The sequence below is a fragment of the Citrobacter telavivensis genome (assembly GCF_041807075.1).
Classification (GTDB): Bacteria; Pseudomonadota; Gammaproteobacteria; order Enterobacterales; family Enterobacteriaceae; genus Citrobacter_A; species Citrobacter_A telavivensis.
The window spans coordinates 1,961,776-1,980,552 of sequence record NZ_JBGUBF010000001.1 but is presented as its reverse complement, the minus strand read 5'-3'; the positions used below and the strand labels follow the sequence as shown (position 1 = coordinate 1,980,552).

Below are 18,777 nucleotides of genomic sequence, written 5' to 3'. Positions count from 1 at the left end.
TAAATGACAATGCAATACATCCAGCAACCCCAGGCGATTGAAGCCAAAAGTTTTGACATCATTGGCGAGATCATTAATGAAACGCGCCCGGAGTACCAGTTTGCCAGTCCGCTGCATGAAGCGATCATCAAGCGGGTGATTCATACCACCGCTGACTTTGACTGGCTGGATATTCTCTGGTTTTCGGGCGATGCGCTGGAAAAACTTTGCGCGGCGCTGAGTCGTCCGACGGTTATTTATACCGACACCACCATGGCACTTTCGGGGATTAACAAAACCCTGCTGGCGAAGACGGGGGGCGAGTGCCGCTGCTACATCAGCGATCCGCGCGTGGTAGCACAAGCGAAAGCGCAGGGGATCACCCGTTCAATGGCGGCGGTAGATGTGGCCGTGACGGAAGAGAGTGAAAAAGTGTTTGTCTTTGGCAATGCACCCACCGCACTGTTTCGCCTGCTGGAGCATGATGTGGCGGTAAGTGGCGTGGTGGGCGTACCGGTGGGGTTTGTCGGCGCGGCGGAGTCTAAAGAGGCGTTGACGCACAGTCAACTGCCCGCCATTGCAGCCCTTGGACGTAAAGGCGGCAGCAACGTTGCGGCGGCGATTGTCAACGCCATGTTGTATCACATGCAGGGGGCGCGATGAGCGATCAGACTTTCGACGCGCCCGTCTGGCATAACGGTAAAGCGCTGCGCAAAGGTTACACCACCGGATCGTGCGCCACGGCGGCGGCAAAAGTTGCCGCGCTGATGGTCCTGCGCCAGCATTTGATCCACCAGGTGTCGATTGTTACGCCGTCCGGCGTCACGCTGTGTCTGAACGTGGAATCGCCGCACATTGAAGGACAGCAGGCCATTGCCGCCATCCGCAAAGACGGTGGCGACGATGTGGACGCCACCCACGGCATGTTGATTTTCGCCCGCGTCACGCTGAACGATAGCGGCGAAATTGTCCTGCTTGGCGGCGAAGGGGTTGGCACCGTCACCCGCAAGGGGATTGGTTTACCCGTTGGCAGTGCGGCAATTAATCGCACCCCGCGTCACACCATTGAATCCGCCGTGCGTGAGGCGATAGGCCCGGCGCGCGGGGCGGAGATCGAAATTTTTGCTCCGGAAGGCGAAGAACGGGCGCAAAAAACTTACAACTCGCGACTCGGTATTCTTGGCGGCATTTCCATCATTGGCACCACCGGCATCGTGACCCCAATGTCCGAAGAGAGCTGGAAGCGGTCGCTGTCGTTGGAACTGGAAATTAAACGCGCCGCCGGGCTGGAGCGAGTGGTTCTGGTGCCGGGTAACCACGGTGAGCGTTTTGTCCGCGAACAGATGGGCATCGACACCAACGTGGTGGTCACCATGAGCAACTTTGTCGGCTACATGATTGAAGAGGCGGTGCGACTGGGATTTCGCCAGGTTGTGCTCGTTGGCCATCCTGGAAAGCTTATCAAAATTGCCGCCGGGATTTTCCATACCCACAGCCACATTGCCGATGCGCGGATGGAAACGCTGGTGGCCCATCTGGCGCTGCTCGGGGCACCGCTGGAGTTGCTAACGCTGGTGAGCGACTGCGACACCACCGAAGCGGCAATGGAGCACATTGACGCGTACGGTTTTCAGCACATCTACAACCACCTTGCCGAACGTATCTGCCTGCGCGTGATGCAGATGCTGCGCTTTACCAAAACCCCGCCGACCTGCGACGCTGTCATGTTTTCGTTTGATAACCAGGTACTCGGCAGCAACCGGCCCGTCGAGGCTATCGCCCGGGAGATGCAATGCTGACGGTGGTTGGGATGGGGCCCGCCGGTCTGCTACTGATGACGCCAGCAGCACGCGCGGCGGTTGACGAGGCTGATGTGCTGGTTGGCGGTCAGCGCCATTTGCAGCAGTTTCCGGACTTTCGCGGCGAGCAGTTTGCGCTGGGCGCCAACATTCCCGAGCTGCTGACGTGGATTGACGCGCATCAGGATAAGCAGGTGGTGGTTCTGGCCTCCGGCGATCCGCTGTTTTACGGCATCGGTACGCGGATGGTGGCGCATTTTGGCATTGAGCAGGTACGTATCATTCCTGGAATTAGTGCGGTGCAGTATCTGTGCGCACAGTCGGGAATCGACATGAATGACATGTGGCTCACCAGTAGTCACGGGCGCAGCGTCTGTTTCGATACGCTGGCCGAACATAACAAAGTGGCAATGGTCACCGACGGTCAGTGCGGACCGCGTGAAATTGCCGCGCAACTGGTTGCACGAGGAAAGGGCGATCGCTGGATGGTGATTGGCGAAAACCTGGCGATGGAAAACGAACGGATCCACTGGCTGCGCGTCAGCGAGGTCCATGCCGAATACGAGATGAATGCAGTGGTGATCCTTGATGAAAGATGAGCTTTTCCTGCGCGGTGAGAAGGTGCCGATGACCAAAGAAGCGGTACGTGCACTTGCTCTCGCAAAACTTGAGCTGCACCGGGCCAGTCACCTGATTGATATCGGGGCGGGGACCGGCAGCGTATCCATCGAAGCCGCGCTGCAGTTTCCGTCGCTGCACATCACGGCTATCGAGCGCAATCCGGCAGCGCTGCGTTTGCTCGACGAGAACCGTCAGCATTTCGCCTGCGCGAATATTGATATTCTGCCGGGCGAAGCGCCGATGATGATGACCGAGAAAGCCGATGCCGTCTTTATGGGCGGCAGCGGGGGACATCTCACGGAACTGATCGACTGGTCCATGCGCCAGTTGCACGTTGGCGGGCGTCTGGTGATGACCTTTATCCTGCAGGAAAACCTCAACACCGCGCTGGCGCATCTGCAACAACTTGGCATGCTGGAGGTGGACTGCCTGCAAATGCAAATTTCGTCACTGACCGCGCTGGGCGCGGGTCACTATTTCAAACCGAATAATCCCGTTTTTGTTATCGCCTGTCAGAAGGAAGAACACCATGTCTGAGACATTTGATCCCCGTTGTGTGTGGTTTGTCGGCGCAGGTCCAGGTGACCGGGAACTGATTACTCTTAAGGGTTACCGGCTGCTGCAACAGGCGCAGGTGGTGATTTATGCCGGATCGCTTATCAACACTGAACTGCTGGAGTATTGCCCGGAGGGCGCGGAGTGTCACGACAGTGCGGAACTGCACCTGGAGCAAATCCTCTCCCTGATGGAAGAGGGCGTGAAGGCCGGGAAAACAGTGGTGCGCCTGCAAACCGGCGACGTGTCGCTGTATGGCTCGGTGCGCGAACAGGGTGAAGAACTGACCAAACGCGGCATCAACTGGCAGGTGGTGCCGGGCGTCAGCGCTTTCCTCGGCGCAGCGGCGGAGTTGGGCGTTGAATACACCGTGCCGGAAGTCTCGCAGAGCCTGATTATCACGCGGCTTGAAGGCCGCACGCCAGTACCGGAACGCGAACAACTGGAATCCTTCGCCAGCCACCAGACCTCAATGGCTATCTATCTCTCCGTCCAGCGCATCAATCGGGTGGCGGAACGGTTGATCGAGGGCGGTTATCCGGCGACCACGCCCGTGGCGGTTATCTATAAAGCGACCTGGCCGGAAAGCCAGACCGTGCGCGGCACGCTGGCGGACATCGCGGATAAAGTGCGCGATGCCGGGATCCGCAAAACGGCGCTCATCCTGGTCGGGAATTTCCTCGGAGATGAGTATCACTACTCCAGACTCTATGCCGCGGACTTTAGCCATGAATACCGTAAAGCCTGAATCTATCGCGCTGTTTTGCCTGACGCCCGGCGGCGTTCAGTTGGCAAAACGGCTGGCAGCGATGCTGCCGCTGACCTGTTTTACCAGTGAAAAACTGCTGGAGGACGGTTTTCTGCCGTTCGACGGCGGATTCGCCCACGCCGCGCGCGACGCGTTCTCGAACTATTCCGCGCTGATTTTCATCGGGGCGACCGGCATTGCGGTGCGCGTGCTGGCCCCGCTGGTGAATGACAAGTTCAGCGATCCGGCGGTGGTGGTAATCGACGAGCGCGGGCAGCACGTGATCAGCCTGCTTTCCGGTCACGCGGGCGGCGCGAACGCGCTGACCCGTTATCTCGCCGGCATGCTGGGGGCCGATCCGGTGATTACGACCGCCACTGACGTCAATGAAATGGCGGCGCTGGATACCCTCGCGTTTCAGCTCAATGCCCGCATGACTGACTTCCGTTCGGCGGTGAAAGTGGTGAATCAGATGCTGGTGAGCAACCAGCGAGTGGGGCTGTGGTGGGATGAAGAACTGGATGAAGACGTCCGCCACTGCGATCGCCGTGGGTTCATTACCGTCACCGATCTCCAGCAACTACCGGAACTGGATGCGCTGGTGTGCGTCACGTTACGTAACGAACTGCCGGCTATCCCGGTTCAGCACTGGAAACTGGTGCCGCAGCGAGTCGTCGCCGGAATTGGTTGTCGCCGCGATACCCCGTTCCCGCTACTGGCGGCATTGCTGGCTCGTCAGCTTGAAGCGCAGCGCTTTGATCCGCTGGCGTTGAAAGCTATCGGCAGCGTGTCGCTCAAGAAAGATGAAGAGGGGCTGATTCAGCTTGCCTCCTGCTGGCGCGTGCCTTTTGAAACCTTTACCGCTGACGCGCTGCGTGAGCATGAACATCACTTTCCGACCTCGCCGTTTGTTCGCCAGACGGTCGGCGTCGGAAGCGTCTCGGGTCCGGCAGCGTGGCTGCTGAGTCATGGGCAATTGACCGGCGAAACCCTGCGCGAGCAGGGCGTCACTATCACTTTGGGAGTTTCACACTGATGTTAACCGTAATCGGAATCGGCCCCGGCTCACAGGCCATGATGACCATGGAAGCCGTTGAAGCACTGCAGGCGGCAGAAATCATTGTGGGTTACAAAACCTACACCCACCTCGTCAAAGCGTTTACCGGTGACAAGCAGGTGATCAAAACCGGTATGTGTAAAGAGATCGAGCGCTGCCATGCGGCGATTGAACTGGCGCAGGCCGGACATAACGTGGCGCTGATCAGCAGCGGTGACGCCGGTATTTACGGCATGGCGGGGCTGGTGCTGGAGCTGGTCAGCAAACAGAAACTGGATGTTGAAGTGCGTCTGATCCCAGGGATGACTGCCAGCATCGCTGCTGCGTCGCTGCTCGGTGCGCCGCTAATGCACGATTTTTGCCACATCAGCCTGAGCGATCTCCTGACGCCGTGGCCGGTTATCGAAAAACGCATTATTGCCGCTGGGGAAGCAGACTTCGTGATTTGCTTCTACAACCCGCGCAGCCGGGGCCGTGAAGGACATCTGGCACGCGCATTTGAACTGCTTTCCGCCAGCAAGAGCGGGCAAACGCCGGTAGGGGTGGTGAAATCTGCCGGGCGTAAAAAGCAAGAGAAATGGCTGACCACGCTGGGTGAAATGGATTTTGAACCGGTGGACATGACCAGTCTGGTGATCGTCGGCAACAAAGCGACCTATGTGCAGGAGGGTCTGATGATCACGCCACGAGGTTATGTGTTGTGAGTTTTGGCGAGGTTCTGGTCATGGGCGGCACCAGCGATGCCCGCGCGCTGTGCCAGCAACTGGACGCCGCCAACGTGGCGTACACCCTGTCGGTGGCAACGCCGACCGGGAAACAACTGGCCGGCGACATCAAGGGCCAGGTGCGCTGCGGTCGGCTGGAGCAGGATCAGATGGTGAACTGGCTGAAGGAAAACGGCACGCGTTGGGTGATCGACGCGTCGCACCCGTATGCCGAAGTGGTGAGCCGCAACATTCTGCGCGCCTGCGAACGGGCAGGAGTGCTGCTCAGTCGCTATCAGCGCCCGGAGCAGCTCAGCAATCTGACGCATCCGCTGCTCTTTGCCGTACAGAGCATTGATGAGGCGTGTGACGTTGCGCGACGTTTCGGCGAGCGAGTACTGCTGACCACCGGGAGTAAAGATCTGGCAACGTGGCGTGCGGGTTTACCAGAAAAAACGCTGCTCGCTCGCGTGTTGCCCGTACCCGAAGTGATTCAACAGTGCGCCGATCTTGGCTTTGGCGTTGGTGATACGTTCGCGCTGTGCGGACCGTTTAGCGCCGAGTTCAACGCCGCGTTTTATCGTCAGTGTCAGGCTGACGTCGTGATAACCAAGGCTTCTGGTGCAGAAGGTGGTTATCAGGAAAAGGTTCAACCCTGTCTGGATGCAGGCATTCCCTGCATCGTGATTACCCGCCCGGCGCCGCTGGTGACGGGAGATGAGTTACTGGAAAGTCAGGCCGCATTTGCGCAGCGTTTGGCGCGCTGGCTGGCCGCTGCTTAAGGAGTCAGAAAATGAAAAAAGCGCTTCTGGTGATAAGCTTTGGCACCAGCTATCACGACACCTGCGAGAAGAACATTGTGGCCTGCGAGCGCGATCTGGCCGCCAGCTGTCCCGACCGCGATTTGTTCCGTGCCTTTACCTCAGGAATGATTATTCGCAAGCTTAAACAGCGTGATGGAATCGAGATAGACACCCCGCTGCAGGCGCTGCAAAAGCTTGCTGAGCAGGGATATCAGGATGTGGCGATTCAGTCACTGCACATTATTAACGGCGACGAATACGAAAAAATTGTCCGTGAAGTGCAGAGTCTGCGTCCGCTGTTTGTCCGCCTGACGCTGGGCGTGCCGCTGCTGAGTAGCCATGATGATTACGCGCAGTTAATGCTGGCCCTGCGACAGCAGATGCCTGTGCCTGCCGACAATGAAAAAGTGGTGTTCATGGGCCACGGTGCCAGTCACCACGCGTTTGCCGCCTATGCCTGCCTCGATCACATGATGATGGCGCAGGGTTTCCCGGCGCGCGTCGGCGCGGTGGAGAGCTATCCGGAAGTCGACATTCTGATCGAGAGCCTGAGCAAAGAGGGCGTCAAAGCCGTCCATCTGATGCCGCTGATGCTGGTGGCGGGGGATCACGCCATCAACGATATGGCCTCTGACGAAGATGACTCGTGGAAAACGTTGTTTACTGCGGCAGGGATCACGGCAACGCCGTGGCTGAGCGGTCTTGGCGAAAATCCGGCGGTACGAGCGATGTTCGTTGCGCATCTGCAACAGGCGCTGAGCGTGGCGATGGAGGAAGCGGCATGAGCGGCAAACTGTACGCCCTGAGCACCGGTCCGGGAGCGGCCGATCTGATCACCGTTCGCGCTTCACGCATTCTGGGGGCGCTGGACATTCTCTATGCACCAGCGGGACGTAAGGGCGGCGACAGCCTCGCGCTTTCCATCGTGCGGGAATACATCGGCAAAAACACCGAAGTGCGCTGTTGTCATTTTCCCATGAGTGCAGACAGCGCGGAAAAAGAGGCGGTCTGGGATGAAGTGGCCGCCGCGCTGGTTAAAGAAGTGAAGGCGGGTAAACAGGTGGGATTTATCACCCTGGGCGACGCCATGTTGTTCAGTACCTGGGTCTTTTTGCTACAGCGCATCGGTTGTCCTGACTGGCTGGAAATTGTCCCTGGCGTGACGTCGTTTGCCGCCATTGCCGCACGATCCAAAACGCCGCTGGCGATGGAACAACAGTCGCTGGCGGTGATCTCTTGTACCGCGCCGGAAGCGGAAATCGCCCAGGCGCTCCGTCAACACGACAGTCTGGTTTTAATGAAAGTGTATGGTCGATTCGCGCGGATTAAAGCGCTGCTGGAACAGGCCGGATTACTGGACTGTGCACTGATGATGTCCGAGGCCACGCTCCCGGGAGAGCAGTGCTGGCGGCATCTCAACGAGGTCAGCGACGATCAGCCGTTGCCTTATTTCTCGACCATCCTGGTCAACAAACAGTGGGAGTATGCAGAATGAAACTCGAACAACAGCTGAAACAGCTGTCATTCAGTGGGCTGGCTGCGGCGCTATTGCTGATGATTGTGCCGGAGCAGGCGTTCGCCATGCACATTATGGAAGGGTTTTTACCGCCGATGTGGGCGCTGGCCTGGTGGCTGCTGTTTTTACCGTGCCTGTGGTATGGACTGGTGCGTTTGCGTCATATCGTGATGGACGACAGTCATCAGAAAGTGCTGCTGGCGCTGTGTGGGGCGTTTATCTTTGTGCTGTCCGCACTGAAGATCCCGTCGGTCACTGGTAGCTGCTCACATCCGACGGGCGTTGGGCTGGCGGTTATCCTGTTTGGGCCGGGCGTGGTGGCGGTTCTCGGCGCTATCGTCCTGCTGTTCCAGGCGCTGCTGCTGGCGCACGGTGGCTTAACCACCCTGGGCGCAAACGGCATGTCGATGGCGGTGATTGGCCCGGTTGTCGGTTATATGGTGTGGAAAATGGCCTGCCGCGCCGGGATCCGCCGGGATGTCGGTGTCTTCCTCTGCGCGATGCTGGCGGATCTGGTGACCTACTTTGTCACGTCGGTGCAGTTGGGCGTGGCTTTCCCGGATCCCGAGGCGGGTGCGACAGGGTCTGTCGTCAAGTTTATGGGGATTTTCTGCCTGACGCAGATCCCGATTGCTATCGCCGAAGGATTGCTGACCGTGATGATCTACGACCAGTTGACGAAACGGCAACTGATTACCGCGCAAGGACATTAAGATGAAAAAGACGCTGATATTGTTAGCCATGGTGATTGCCCTGGTCATTTTGCCGTTTTTTATTGACCATGGCGGAGAGTTTGGTGGTTCAGACGGCGAGGCGGAAAGCCAGATTCAGGTGGTCGCTCCGCATTATGAGCCGTGGTTCCAACCGCTGTACGAACCGGCGAGTGGGGAAATTGAAAGCCTGCTGTTTACCTTACAGGGGTCGATTGGCGCGGCGGTGATTTTCTATATTCTGGGTTACACCAAAGGCAGACAACGCCGTGATGACCGGGCTTGATCGACTGAGCTATCAGAGCCGCTGGTTTCACATCGCTCCTGAACGTAAGTTTCTGTTCTGGCTGCTGTTGATGATTCTGGCTTTTACCTTGCCTGCGTGGGGGCAGGGGATCGAACTGGCGCTGATAGCCGGGCTGACCTGTTGGCTGCTGCGGATCTCCCTGCGTCGCTGGTGTCGCTGGATGGCGTTGCCGTTTGGTTTTTTACTGGTCGGCGTGGTGACGATCCTGTTCAGCGTCAGCCGCGACCCGCAAACGCTGCTGGTAAGTTTCCCCGTGGGCAGTTACTGGCTGGGCGTGACGGCGTCAGGACTTCATACCGCTAACGAGACGTTCTGGCGCAGTCTGGCTGCGCTGGCCGCCACGTTCTGGCTGGTGCTTAATCTGCCGTTTCCGCAGTTGATCGTCCTGCTCAAACGGGCGCGGGTGCCGCGCCTGCTGACGGAACAGATCCTGCTGACCTGGCGCTTTATTTTTATTCTGTTAGATGAAGCGATGGCAATTCATCGCGCGCAGACGCTGCGTTTTGGCTATCGTAGTCTGCCGATTGGCTATCGCTCGCTGGCAATGCTGGTGGGCGTTCTGTTCACCCGGGTGCTGATTCGCTATCAGCAAATGGCGGCGACGTTAGATATCAAATTGTATCAGGGTGATTTTCACCTGTAAGGAAAAACATGCTTGCCACCACCGAACTCTGGTTTCGTTATCAGGATGCGCAGGTACTTAAAGGGCTGACGCTGGATTTTTCGCAGCACGCCGTCACCGGACTGGTGGGGGCCAACGGCTGTGGGAAATCCACCCTGTTTATGAATCTGAGCGGCTTACTGCGACCGCAGCAGGGCGCGGTACTGTGGCAGGGAAAACCGCTAGACTACAGTAAGCGCGGTTTACTGGCGCTGCGTCAGCAGGTGGCGACGGTATTTCAGGATCCCGATCAGCAAATTTTCTACACCGATATCGACAGCGATATCGCTTTCAGCCTGCGCAATCTTGGCGTGGAGGAAGCGGAAATTGCCCGACGAGTCGACGAGGCGTTAACGCTGGTAGATGCTCAGCATTTTCGCCAGCAGCCGATTCAGTGCTTAAGTCACGGTCAGAAGAAACGAGTGGCCATCGCCGGCGCGCTGGTGTTACGGGCGAAATACCTGTTACTCGATGAACCCACGGCGGGTCTTGATCCTTCGGGGCGCAGCCAGATGATTGACATCATCAAACGGATTGTGGCGCAGGGAAACCACGTGGTGATCTCCAGCCATGATATTGATCTGATTTATGAAGTCAGCAACGCCGTCTACGTCTTACGTCATGGCGAAGTGCTGGCGCACGGTGAACCGGGCGAGGTCTTTGCTCGCACGGCGCTGATTGAAGAGGCCGGGTTAACGCAACCCTGGCTGGTGAAACTGCACGCGCAGTTAGGCATGCCGCTGTGCAAAACCGAAGATGAATTTTTCAGTTGTATGCGACAACGCGCAATCAAGGAGGCGTCATGACGCAGGCCATTATGTTGCAGGGAACGGCGTCTGACGTCGGCAAGAGCGTTCTGGTGGCGGGTTTGTGCCGCATATTTTATCAGGACGGTCTGCGGACCGCACCGTTCAAGTCGCAGAATATGGCGCTCAACTCCGGCATTACGCCGGAGGGGAAAGAGATGGGCCGCGCGCAGATATTCCAGGCCGAAGCGGCGGGTATTGTGCCGGATGTCCGTATGAATCCGGTGCTGTTGAAACCGACCAGCGATCGCAAGGCGCAGGTGGTACTAATGGGGCAGGTGGCGACCGATATGGACGCGGTCAGCTATCACGAATACAAACCGCGTCTGCGCGAGCAAATCCTCTCCGTTTATACCAGTCTGGCGCAGGAGTTTGATGTACTGGTGCTGGAAGGCGCGGGCAGTCCGGCGGAGATCAACCTGCGCGACCGCGACATCGTTAATATGGGAATGGCCGAGATGGCGCAGTGCCCGGTGATTCTGGTCGCCGATATCGATCGCGGCGGGGTGTTCGCCTCTATTTACGGTACGCTGGCGCTGCTGCATGAACACGAGCGTGCGCGAGTGAAAGGGGTGATCATCAATAAATTTCGCGGTGATGTGGCGCTGCTTAATCCCGGCATCGAACAGATTGAAAGCCTGACCGGCGTTCCCGTACTGGGGGTGATGCCGTGGCTGGATGTCGATCTCGAGGATGAAGACGGCGTGGCGCTGCAAAAAGGGAAATACCTGCGTACGGAAAAACGCGATATCAACATTGCGGTGGTGCAAATCCCGCATATCTCCAATTTCACCGATTTTAACGCGCTGGCAGCGCAACCTGATGTGCGCGTGCGCTATGTACGCCATCCGCAAGAGTTGGCGGATGTTGATCTGGTTCTCCTGCCGGGCAGCAAAAATACGCTCGGCGATCTGGTATGGCTACGTGAAAGCGGCATGGCTCACGCGGTGTTGCAGGCGCACCAGCAAAACATCCCCATCGTTGGGATCTGCGGCGGCTATCAGATGCTCGGTGAAACCATCATTGATGAGGTTGAATCGGGACTGGGAACGCTGCCGGGACTGGGGTTGCTTGATACTGTCACCCACTTTGCCCAGCGGAAAACCACTACTCAGGTAACGGCGACGATGTCGTCGGCACTGCCTGACTGGCTGTCTGCGGCGTCCGGGTTGCCGGTACGCGGCTATGAAATTCATATGGGTGAAACGACGCTGAACGGTGACTGTCGGTCGGTGATGCAACTCCAGAAGCACGGCGAAAACGTCGCGGATGGCGCCGTCACGGCAGACGGACGGGTGTTTGGCACCTATCTGCACGGTCTGTTCGACAGTGATGGCTTTACGCGGGCGTTGATTAACGGCCTGCGCGTGCGTAAAGGCCTGGCTCCCCTGGATCCCGCCTTCCAATACGCGCAATATAAATCGCAGCAGTTCGATCTGCTGGCGGATGCGATGCGGCAACACATCGATATTGAGAAAATTTATACCATCATGCAGCAACACCGGGAGTCCGTATGATGATTCTGGTCACTGGCGGCGCGCGCAGCGGTAAGAGTCGTCATGCCGAAGCGCTAATCGCGGATTCCCCGCAGGTGCTGTACATCGCGACATCGCAGATTTTTGATGACGAGATGGCCGCGCGTATTCAGCATCATCGCGAGGGTCGCCCAGCGCACTGGCGTACTGCCGAGCGCTGGCAACATCTTGATGCGCTGATCGCTGCGGATAACGCGCCGGATGAGGCCATTCTGCTGGAATGTATCACGACGATGGTCACTAACCTGCTGTTTGCCTTTGGCGGTGACAGCGATCCGGATAGCTGGGACTACGCGGCCCTGGAAACGGCGATTGAGGCGGAGATCCAGACGCTGATCGCGGCCTGCCAGCGATGTCCGGCGAAGGTGGTGTTGGTAACCAACGAAGTCGGGATGGGGATTGTGCCGGAAAACCGTCTGGCTCGTCACTTTCGGGATATCGCCGGGCGCGTGAATCAGCGTCTGGCGGCTGCGGCGGATGAGGTCTGGCTGGTGGTATCCGGTATTGGAGTCAAAATTAAATGAGTAAGTTGTTCTGGGCAATGCTCTCTTTTATTACGCGTTTGCCTGTTCCTGGCCGCTGGTCGCAAGGACTGGAGTTCGATCAGTATTCACGCGGTATTGTGACTTTCCCACTCATTGGCCTGCTGCTTGGTGCCTTGAGTGGGCTGGTGTTTATGCTCTTTCAGCCCTGGTGCGGCGCACCGCTGGCAGCGCTTTTCACCGTGTTAGCGCTGGCGCTGATGACGGGAGGTTTTCACCTCGATGGTCTGGCCGACACCTGTGACGGTGTTTTCTCTGCCCGTAGTCGGGAACGCATGCTGGAGATTATGCGCGACAGCCGCCTGGGAACGCATGGCGGCCTGGCGCTCATTTTTGTTCTGCTGGCGAAAGTTCTGGTGGTCAGCGAACTGGCGCTACGCGGTACTCCTGTGCTGGCGGCGCTGGCGGCCGCCTGTGCGGTAGGGCGCGGGACGGCCGTGCTGTTGATGTACCGCCATCGCTACGCCCGTGAAGAGGGGTTAGGCAATGTGTTTATCGGCCATGTCACCGGAACGCAAACCTGCTTTACTCTTGGCCTTGCGGCGATTCTGGCGGCGGTCCTCCTGCCCGGAATGCAGGGCATCGCGGCGCTGGTCGTGACGATGGTGGCGATCTTCCTGCTGGGACAACTGCTAAAACGTACGTTGGGTGGGCAAACCGGCGATACGCTGGGTGCGGCAATCGAACTTGGTGAGCTGATATTCCTGCTGGCTCTGCTGTGAGTCAGCCAACACAATGAGAACCCTTATGCAAACGTTAACCTCTTTACTGTGCGAAATTCCGCCGATGAACCGTGACGCCATGACGCGAGCGCAGCAGCATATTGACGGTCTGCTTAAGCCGCCGGGTAGTCTTGGACGACTGGAGGCGCTGGCGGTACAACTGGCGGGTATGCCGGGTTTGAACGGGGTACCGCGTGTCGGTGAGAAAGCGATACTGGTGATGTGTGCCGATCACGGAGTCTGGGATGAAGGGGTTGCCGTTTCACCTAAAGTGGTGACCGCTATTCAGGCAGCCAATATGACGCGCGGCACGACGGGCGTCTGCGTGCTTGCGGCCCATGCTGGTGCAAAGGTTCATGTGATCGACGTGGGGATTGATGCGGAACTCATCCCCGGCGTGGTGAACATGCGCGTGGCGCGAGGGTGCGGGAATATTGCGACTGGTCCGGCAATGAGCCGTACGCAGGCGGAAGAGCTGCTGCTGGAAGTTATTCGCTACACGCGCGAACAGGCACAGCGCGGCGTGACGCTGTTTGGCGTGGGTGAATTGGGGATGGCGAATACCACGCCTGCCGCGGCGATTGTCAGCGTGCTGACAGGCAGCGAGGCTGAAGCAGTGGTAGGGATTGGCGCCAATCTGCCGCTTTCCCGCGTGGGAAATAAAGTGGAGGTGGTTCGTCGCGCGATTGCCGTCAACCAACCCAATCCGCATGATGGACTGGACGTGCTGGCGAAAGTCGGTGGTTTTGATCTGGTGGGCATGGCGGGGGTCATTCTGGGGGCCGCTTCCTGCGGCTTACCGGTGTTGCTGGATGGCTTCTTGTCCTATTCCGCTGCGTTGGCAGCCTGCCAGATTGCGCCTGAGATCAAGCCGTATCTGATTCCTTCGCACTTCTCCGCCGAAAAAGGGGCGCGGATTGCGCTGGAGCATCTGGAGCTCGATCCCTATCTCAATATGGGAATGCGTCTGGGCGAAGGCAGCGGTGCCGCACTGGCTATGCCGATCGTGGAGGCCGCTTGCGCGATGTACAGCAACATGGGGCAACTGGCTGCCAGCAATATCGTACTGCCGGATGGTAAAGAAACCGTCTGATACGTCTGTTTTCTGGCCTGCGCACTGTGCTGTTCGCCGGCCAGTTTCAGAAGACGGCAGAGGGTATAGGTTTACGCACGCTAAAAAAGCTATAATTTCCCTACATCTGCCGCGACTGAGGAAAGGGAAATGTTGCCTCGTGTAAAATTGTTCTGTTCATTATTTATGCTGTTTGCAAGCCAGAGCGCGCTGGCTGTCAGCTATCCACTACCACCTGAAGGAAGTCGTCTGGTCGGAAATCCGCTGACGATCACTGTCCCTGATAAGAATACTCAACCGCTTGAGGCTTTTGCCGCGCAGTACGGACAAGGGCTGAGCAATATGCTGGAAGCCAATCCGGATGTGGATGTGTTCCTGCCGAAGTCGGGTTCAACGCTGGTTGTGCCGCAGCAAATCATTCTGCCGGCTACCGTTCGTCAGGGTATTGTCGTGAACGTGGCGGAGATGCGTCTCTACTACTATCCGAACGGCAGTAATACCGTTGAGGTTTTCCCTATCGGTATTGGTCAGGCAGGGCGAGAAACGCCGCGTAACTGGGTGACGAAAGTTGAGCGTAAGCAGGAGGCACCGAGTTGGACGCCAACGGCGAATACCCGTCGTGAATACGCGAGAAGGGGAGAAAGCCTGCCCGCCTTCGTTCCTGCCGGGCCGGATAACCCCATGGGGCTGTACGCTATCTATATTGGCAAGCTGTACGCTATTCATGGCACCAATGCTAATTTCGGCATTGGTCTGCGCGTGAGCCAGGGCTGCATTCGTTTACGCAACGATGATATCGAGCATCTGTTCCAGAATGTACCTGTGGGAACCCGCGTGCAGATCATCGATCAGCCGGTGAAAACCACCACAGAACCGGATGGCAGTCGCTGGGTGGAAGTGCACGAACCACTGTCCCGTAACCGCTCAGAATATGAATCTGACAAAAAAGTCCCACTGCCGATCACGCCTGTGATGCGTAGCTTTATGAGCGGTGAGGGTGTGGATGTTCACCGCGTCAGCGAAGCGCTCGAACGCCGCTCGGGGATGCCCGTCAACATTAGCCATGGGCAAACCGGAATTTGATGGCGCTGAGGCTGCTGTCAGAAAAGCAAAAAGCCCGCTAAAAAGCGGGCTTCTTAAATATGGCTCCTCTGACTGGACTCGAACCAGTGACATACGGATTAACAGTCCGCCGTTCTACCGACTGAACTACAGAGGAATCGTTGTGGAGGCTTATCTTAGCGGCGAAAAATCTTTTGTCAAACCCCATTTCCGACATTGGCGATTAATTGGCGCTTCTCTCAACAATTTGTTGCAATTGCAGTGATTTTATCGGGAAAAAACTTTGCAGCTTTTCCGTTTCTCCCTCATCATTTGAAATGAGGTTTCAACTTTCTTCTCTAAGGTCCATTTTGAACGTCTCCGCAGCCCTACGCCAGGCCGTCGCCCGCACGCCCTGGTATGCCAAACGCAAGAGTTATAAGGTCCTTTTCTGGCGCGAAATTACCCCGCTTGCCGTGCCTATATTTCTGGAAAATACCTGTGTTTTGCTGATGGGCGTACTCAGTACGTTTCTGGTCAGTTGGTTGGGGAAGGAGGCGATGGCGGGCGTCGGTCTGGCCGACAGTTTCAATATGGTGATTATGGCCTTTTTTGCTGCTATCGATCTGGGAACGACGGTCGTGGTGGCCTTTAGCCTCGGTAAGCGCGATCGCAGACGCGCCCGTGCGGCGGCCCGACAATCTTTGGTGATTATGACGCTGTTTGCCGTGATTCTGGCGGCGGTGATTCACTACTTTGGTGCGCAGATTATCAATGTTGTTGCGGGAGAAGCAACGGCGGAAGTGAAGGCACTGGCGCTGACCTATCTGGAATTAACGGTCATTAGCTACCCTGCTGCGGCGATCGCCCTGATTGGCAGCGGTGCGTTGCGCGGTGCGGGCAATACGAAAATCCCACTGCTGATTAATGGTGGGATGAATATCCTCAACATTATTATCAGTAGCATCCTGATTTACGGGATTTTTTCCTGGCAAGGGGTCGGTTTTGTCGGCGCTGGACTGGGCCTGACCATTTCGCGCTATATCGGCGCGATCGCCATTATCTGGGTACTGATGATTGGGTTTAATCCGGCGCTGCGCATATCGCTGAAAAGTTATTTTAAACCGTTGAACTTCGCCATCATCTGGGAAGTGATGGGGATTGGTATCCCAGCCAGTATTGAATCCGTACTATTCAACGGCGGTAAGTTGTTAACGCAGATGTTCGTCGCCGGGATGGGGACCAGCGTCATTGCCGGTAATTTCATTGCTTTCTCCATTGCCGCGCTGATTAACCTGCCGGGGAACGCGCTGGGGTCTGCATCCACCATCATTACCGGAAGGCGTCTGGGAAACGGACAAATTGCCCAGGCAGAGATTCAACTGCGTCATGTGTTCTGGCTTTCCACTATTGGCCTGACCGCTATCGCCTGGTTGAGTGCACCGTTTGCCGGGCTGATGGCATCGTTTTACACCCGCGATCAGGAGGTAAAAGACGTTGTTGTCATCCTGATTTGGCTCAACGCGGCATTTATGCCGATCTGGGCCGCTTCCTGGGTTTTACCTTCAGGGTTTAAAGGCGCGCGTGATGCTCGTTTCGCCATGTGGGTATCGATGCTGGGGATGTGGGGCTGCCGTGTGGTTGCTGGCTATACGCTGGGGATCGTACTAGGCTGGGGTGTCGTGGGGGTCTGGATGGGGATGTTCTTCGACTGGGCAGTACGTGCAGTGCTGTTTTACTGGCGTATGGTTAGCGGTCGTTGGCTCTGGAAGTATCCGCGTCCGAAACATGAAAAGGTGACAAAATCCCCCGTTGTGTCTGAATAAACGACGAAGTGGAGAATATTTCGGCAAACAGTCGCGATAGCGCATTCAGGCTTTGACATTGGCAGTGGGCGTCGCTAATATGCGCCCCGTTCACACAATTCCTCTGTAGTTCAGTCGGTAGAACGGCGGACTGTTAATCCGTATGTCACTGGTTCGAGTCCAGTCAGAGGAGCCATATTTAAGAAGCCCGCTTTTTAGCGGGCTTTTTGCTTTTCCATCTTCAGATCAGCTTAACGGAACGGCGGCTCGTTGAAGGTGCGCAGTTTACGGGAGTGTAGACGGTCGCCTTCAGCACGCAGCAGGTCAATAGCGCGAATACCAATCTGCAGGTGTTCGGAAATTGCCCCCTCGTAGAAACGGTTTGCCTGACCGGGCAGTTTGATCTCGCCATGCAGTGGCTTATCAGAGACGCACAGCAAGGTGCCATATGGCACACGGAAACGGTAACCCTGCGCGGCAATAGTGGCGCTTTCCATGTCAATCGCTACGGCACGGCTCAGGTTAAAGCGTAGCGCCGAGGCGGAGTAGCGCAGTTCCCAATTGCGATCGGAAGTGGTCACCACTGTTCCGGTACGCAGACGCTGTTTGACCTCTTCACCGGGCATGCCGCTGACCATCTTCGTTGCGTCATACAGGGCGCGCTGTACCTCAGCGATACTTGGAATCGGGATATCTGGCGGCAGTACCGCATCGAGCACCTGATCGTCACGCAGATAGGCATGAGCAAGCACGTAGTTGCCAATCGCCTGGCTTTCACGCAGACCGCCGCAGTGACCAATCATCAACCAGACATCCGGGCGCAGTACCGCCAGGTGGTCGCAGATCGTTTTGGCGTTAGACGGGCCTACACCAATATTCACCAGCGTGATCCCCTGACCGTCGGAAGTGATCAGATGCCATGCTGGCATCTGATGTTTCTTCCATGCCAGATCGGAAATCGCTTCTTCGGGTGCTTCCGTTTCAGCCGTGATCCAGATCCCTCCGGCGCAGGAGAGGGCAATATACGGGCTGTCCGGATCCAGAATCTGGCTGCATCCCCAGCGTACAAACTCATCCACATAGCGGGTGTAGTTGGTGAACAACACGAACGGCTGAAAATGTTCCACTGGCGTCCCGGTATAGTGGCGCAAACGTGCAAGAGAGAAATCGACCCGGCGCGCGTCAAAGTGCGACAGGGGAGAATACTCGACCGGATGATAGATGCCATCTGCGGTTTCATCGCCAATTTGCGCCAGCTCGGTGGTTGGGAAATGGCGGGTTAACCCGGCACTCATGGAGCGATCAAGTGTGAGTTCGGAACCATCAATCACGTAGGGATAGGGGATTTCATGCTGCGAAGGCTCTACGGTTATCTGGGCGTCGTAATCCTGATACAGCAGCGTGAGTTGCTCTTCCAGATAGGGACGAAACAGTCCTGGCCGGGTGATGGTGGTGGTATAGCAACCCGCATGGGTAAAGCGTCCATACGCGCGGGTTTTGGGGGGATTGGTGGCATTGCCATCCCAGGTAACAGAAAGCGATGGGTAAACAAAAAGACCTTTACTCCGGGCGATGATATCGGGAAGTTCCCCCGTTTCAATGTACTTGCCAATGGCACTGCGTAGCGCCTTAACTGACTGCTCGTAGAGTGCGTCAAGTTTTTCCAGCGCTTGTGCAGGTGTCAGGCTGGAGCCCTTACTCTTCATCTGTGTCTCCTTGTTCTACAGGTGTACTGCTCACCTGATAGTATGTCACCAGAATGTGAAACAAAAGGCAGAGTTTTAGAGAAGAGGC

21 protein-coding genes and 2 tRNA genes are annotated in these 18,777 nt (G+C 57.1%); 21 read left to right on the top strand and 2 right to left on the bottom strand.

Annotated features, from left to right (window positions below; translation table 11 throughout):
* The first annotated feature begins 9 nt into the window (after window positions 1-9).
* The 19 genes from ACERJC_RS09505 (at window position 10) to ldtA (ending at window position 15,220) form a co-directional block, all read left to right on the top strand.
* On the top strand, window positions 10-642 hold the full coding sequence (locus ACERJC_RS09505) for a cobalt-precorrin-8 methylmutase (protein ID WP_286633736.1): 633 nt from the start codon (window positions 10-12) through the stop codon (window positions 640-642).
* Entirely contained in the window at window positions 639-1,778 is a 1,140-nt protein-coding gene (gene cbiD, locus ACERJC_RS09500) for a cobalt-precorrin-5B (C(1))-methyltransferase CbiD (protein ID WP_152403817.1), read from the top strand. The genes ACERJC_RS09505 and cbiD overlap by 4 nt, the downstream gene beginning before the upstream one ends.
* The gene (locus ACERJC_RS09495; protein ID WP_286633582.1) at window positions 1,772-2,377 is read left to right on the top strand and encodes a cobalt-precorrin-7 (C(5))-methyltransferase; all 606 of its coding nucleotides are present in this window, start codon (window positions 1,772-1,774) and stop codon (window positions 2,375-2,377) included. Before cbiD ends, ACERJC_RS09495 begins: the two co-directional genes overlap by 7 nt.
* Window positions 2,367-2,936 carry a decarboxylating cobalt-precorrin-6B (C(15))-methyltransferase gene (locus tag ACERJC_RS09490; RefSeq protein WP_373671520.1) on the top strand — a complete coding sequence of 190 codons (570 nt, stop codon included), beginning with the start codon at window positions 2,367-2,369 and terminating at the stop codon, window positions 2,934-2,936. Before ACERJC_RS09495 ends, ACERJC_RS09490 begins: the two co-directional genes overlap by 11 nt.
* On the top strand, window positions 2,929-3,702 hold the full coding sequence (locus ACERJC_RS09485; protein WP_046481390.1) for a cobalt-precorrin-4 methyltransferase: 774 nt from the start codon (window positions 2,929-2,931) through the stop codon (window positions 3,700-3,702). The genes ACERJC_RS09490 and ACERJC_RS09485 overlap by 8 nt, the downstream gene beginning before the upstream one ends.
* Window positions 3,683-4,738 carry a cobalt-precorrin 5A hydrolase gene (cbiG, locus tag ACERJC_RS09480; protein WP_373671519.1) on the top strand — a complete coding sequence of 352 codons (1,056 nt, stop codon included), beginning with the start codon at window positions 3,683-3,685 and terminating at the stop codon, window positions 4,736-4,738. Before ACERJC_RS09485 ends, cbiG begins: the two co-directional genes overlap by 20 nt.
* Window positions 4,738-5,463 carry a precorrin-3B C(17)-methyltransferase gene (locus ACERJC_RS09475; RefSeq protein WP_152403827.1) on the top strand — a complete coding sequence of 242 codons (726 nt, stop codon included), beginning with the start codon at window positions 4,738-4,740 and terminating at the stop codon, window positions 5,461-5,463. Before cbiG ends, ACERJC_RS09475 begins: the two co-directional genes overlap by 1 nt.
* On the top strand, window positions 5,460-6,245 hold the full coding sequence (locus tag ACERJC_RS09470; RefSeq protein WP_373671518.1) for a cobalt-precorrin-6A reductase: 786 nt from the start codon (window positions 5,460-5,462) through the stop codon (window positions 6,243-6,245). The genes ACERJC_RS09475 and ACERJC_RS09470 overlap by 4 nt, the downstream gene beginning before the upstream one ends.
* Window positions 6,246-6,256: 11 nt before the next feature.
* A complete protein-coding gene (cbiK, locus tag ACERJC_RS09465) occupies window positions 6,257-7,051 on the top strand; it encodes a sirohydrochlorin cobaltochelatase (protein WP_152403831.1) in 795 nt (264 codons plus the stop codon).
* Window positions 7,048-7,761 carry a cobalt-factor II C(20)-methyltransferase gene (locus tag ACERJC_RS09460; RefSeq protein WP_373671517.1) on the top strand — a complete coding sequence of 238 codons (714 nt, stop codon included), beginning with the start codon at window positions 7,048-7,050 and terminating at the stop codon, window positions 7,759-7,761. The genes cbiK and ACERJC_RS09460 overlap by 4 nt, the downstream gene beginning before the upstream one ends.
* Window positions 7,758-8,495, top strand: coding sequence for a cobalt ECF transporter S component CbiM (gene cbiM, locus ACERJC_RS09455; protein ID WP_042318216.1), 738 nt, complete (start codon window positions 7,758-7,760; stop codon window positions 8,493-8,495). The genes ACERJC_RS09460 and cbiM overlap by 4 nt, the downstream gene beginning before the upstream one ends.
* A gap of 1 nt (window position 8,496) precedes the next feature.
* A complete protein-coding gene (locus ACERJC_RS09450; RefSeq protein ID WP_042318217.1) occupies window positions 8,497-8,778 on the top strand; it encodes an energy-coupling factor ABC transporter substrate-binding protein in 282 nt (93 codons plus the stop codon).
* On the top strand, window positions 8,765-9,442 hold the full coding sequence (locus ACERJC_RS09445) for an energy-coupling factor ABC transporter transmembrane protein (protein ID WP_152406296.1): 678 nt from the start codon (window positions 8,765-8,767) through the stop codon (window positions 9,440-9,442). Before ACERJC_RS09450 ends, ACERJC_RS09445 begins: the two co-directional genes overlap by 14 nt.
* Window positions 9,443-9,450: 8 nt before the next feature.
* On the top strand, window positions 9,451-10,266 hold the full coding sequence (locus ACERJC_RS09440; RefSeq protein ID WP_152403835.1) for an energy-coupling factor ABC transporter ATP-binding protein: 816 nt from the start codon (window positions 9,451-9,453) through the stop codon (window positions 10,264-10,266).
* Complete coding sequence (locus tag ACERJC_RS09435) at window positions 10,263-11,783, top strand: cobyric acid synthase (RefSeq protein ID WP_373671516.1); 1,521 nt, start codon at window positions 10,263-10,265, stop codon at window positions 11,781-11,783. Before ACERJC_RS09440 ends, ACERJC_RS09435 begins: the two co-directional genes overlap by 4 nt.
* Window positions 11,780-12,325 (top strand): bifunctional adenosylcobinamide kinase/adenosylcobinamide-phosphate guanylyltransferase, encoded by a 546-nt coding sequence (gene cobU, locus ACERJC_RS09430; protein ID WP_152403840.1) that lies wholly within the window; start codon window positions 11,780-11,782, stop codon window positions 12,323-12,325. Before ACERJC_RS09435 ends, cobU begins: the two co-directional genes overlap by 4 nt.
* Window positions 12,322-13,065, top strand: coding sequence for an adenosylcobinamide-GDP ribazoletransferase (cobS, locus tag ACERJC_RS09425; protein ID WP_152403843.1), 744 nt, complete (start codon window positions 12,322-12,324; stop codon window positions 13,063-13,065). Before cobU ends, cobS begins: the two co-directional genes overlap by 4 nt.
* Before the next feature lie 25 nt (window positions 13,066-13,090).
* Window positions 13,091-14,158 carry a nicotinate-nucleotide--dimethylbenzimidazole phosphoribosyltransferase gene (cobT, locus tag ACERJC_RS09420; protein WP_373671515.1) on the top strand — a complete coding sequence of 356 codons (1,068 nt, stop codon included), beginning with the start codon at window positions 13,091-13,093 and terminating at the stop codon, window positions 14,156-14,158.
* Window positions 14,159-14,287: 129 nt separating this feature from the next.
* On the top strand, window positions 14,288-15,220 hold the full coding sequence (ldtA, locus tag ACERJC_RS09415) for a L,D-transpeptidase (RefSeq protein ID WP_371894883.1): 933 nt from the start codon (window positions 14,288-14,290) through the stop codon (window positions 15,218-15,220).
* A 60-nt stretch (window positions 15,221-15,280) separates the two neighbouring features.
* Here the strand turns inward: ldtA and ACERJC_RS09410 are convergent.
* Window positions 15,281-15,356, bottom strand: a tRNA-Asn gene (locus ACERJC_RS09410).
* Between the two features lie 160 nt (window positions 15,357-15,516).
* Here ACERJC_RS09410 and ACERJC_RS09405 point away from each other — a divergent pair.
* Both ACERJC_RS09405 and ACERJC_RS09400 read left to right on the top strand, forming a co-directional pair.
* Window positions 15,517-17,004: an EmmdR/YeeO family multidrug/toxin efflux MATE transporter gene (locus ACERJC_RS09405; protein WP_373671514.1), complete on the top strand. Its 1,488-nt coding sequence runs from the start codon at window positions 15,517-15,519 to the stop codon at window positions 17,002-17,004.
* Window positions 17,005-17,103: 99 nt separating this feature from the next.
* Window positions 17,104-17,179 (top strand) — tRNA-Asn (locus ACERJC_RS09400).
* Between the two features lie 55 nt (window positions 17,180-17,234).
* Here the strand turns inward: ACERJC_RS09400 and ACERJC_RS09395 are convergent.
* Window positions 17,235-18,689, bottom strand: coding sequence for an AMP nucleosidase (locus ACERJC_RS09395; RefSeq protein WP_373671513.1), 1,455 nt, complete (start codon window positions 18,687-18,689; stop codon window positions 17,235-17,237).
* Window positions 18,690-18,777: the final 88 nt, after the last annotated feature.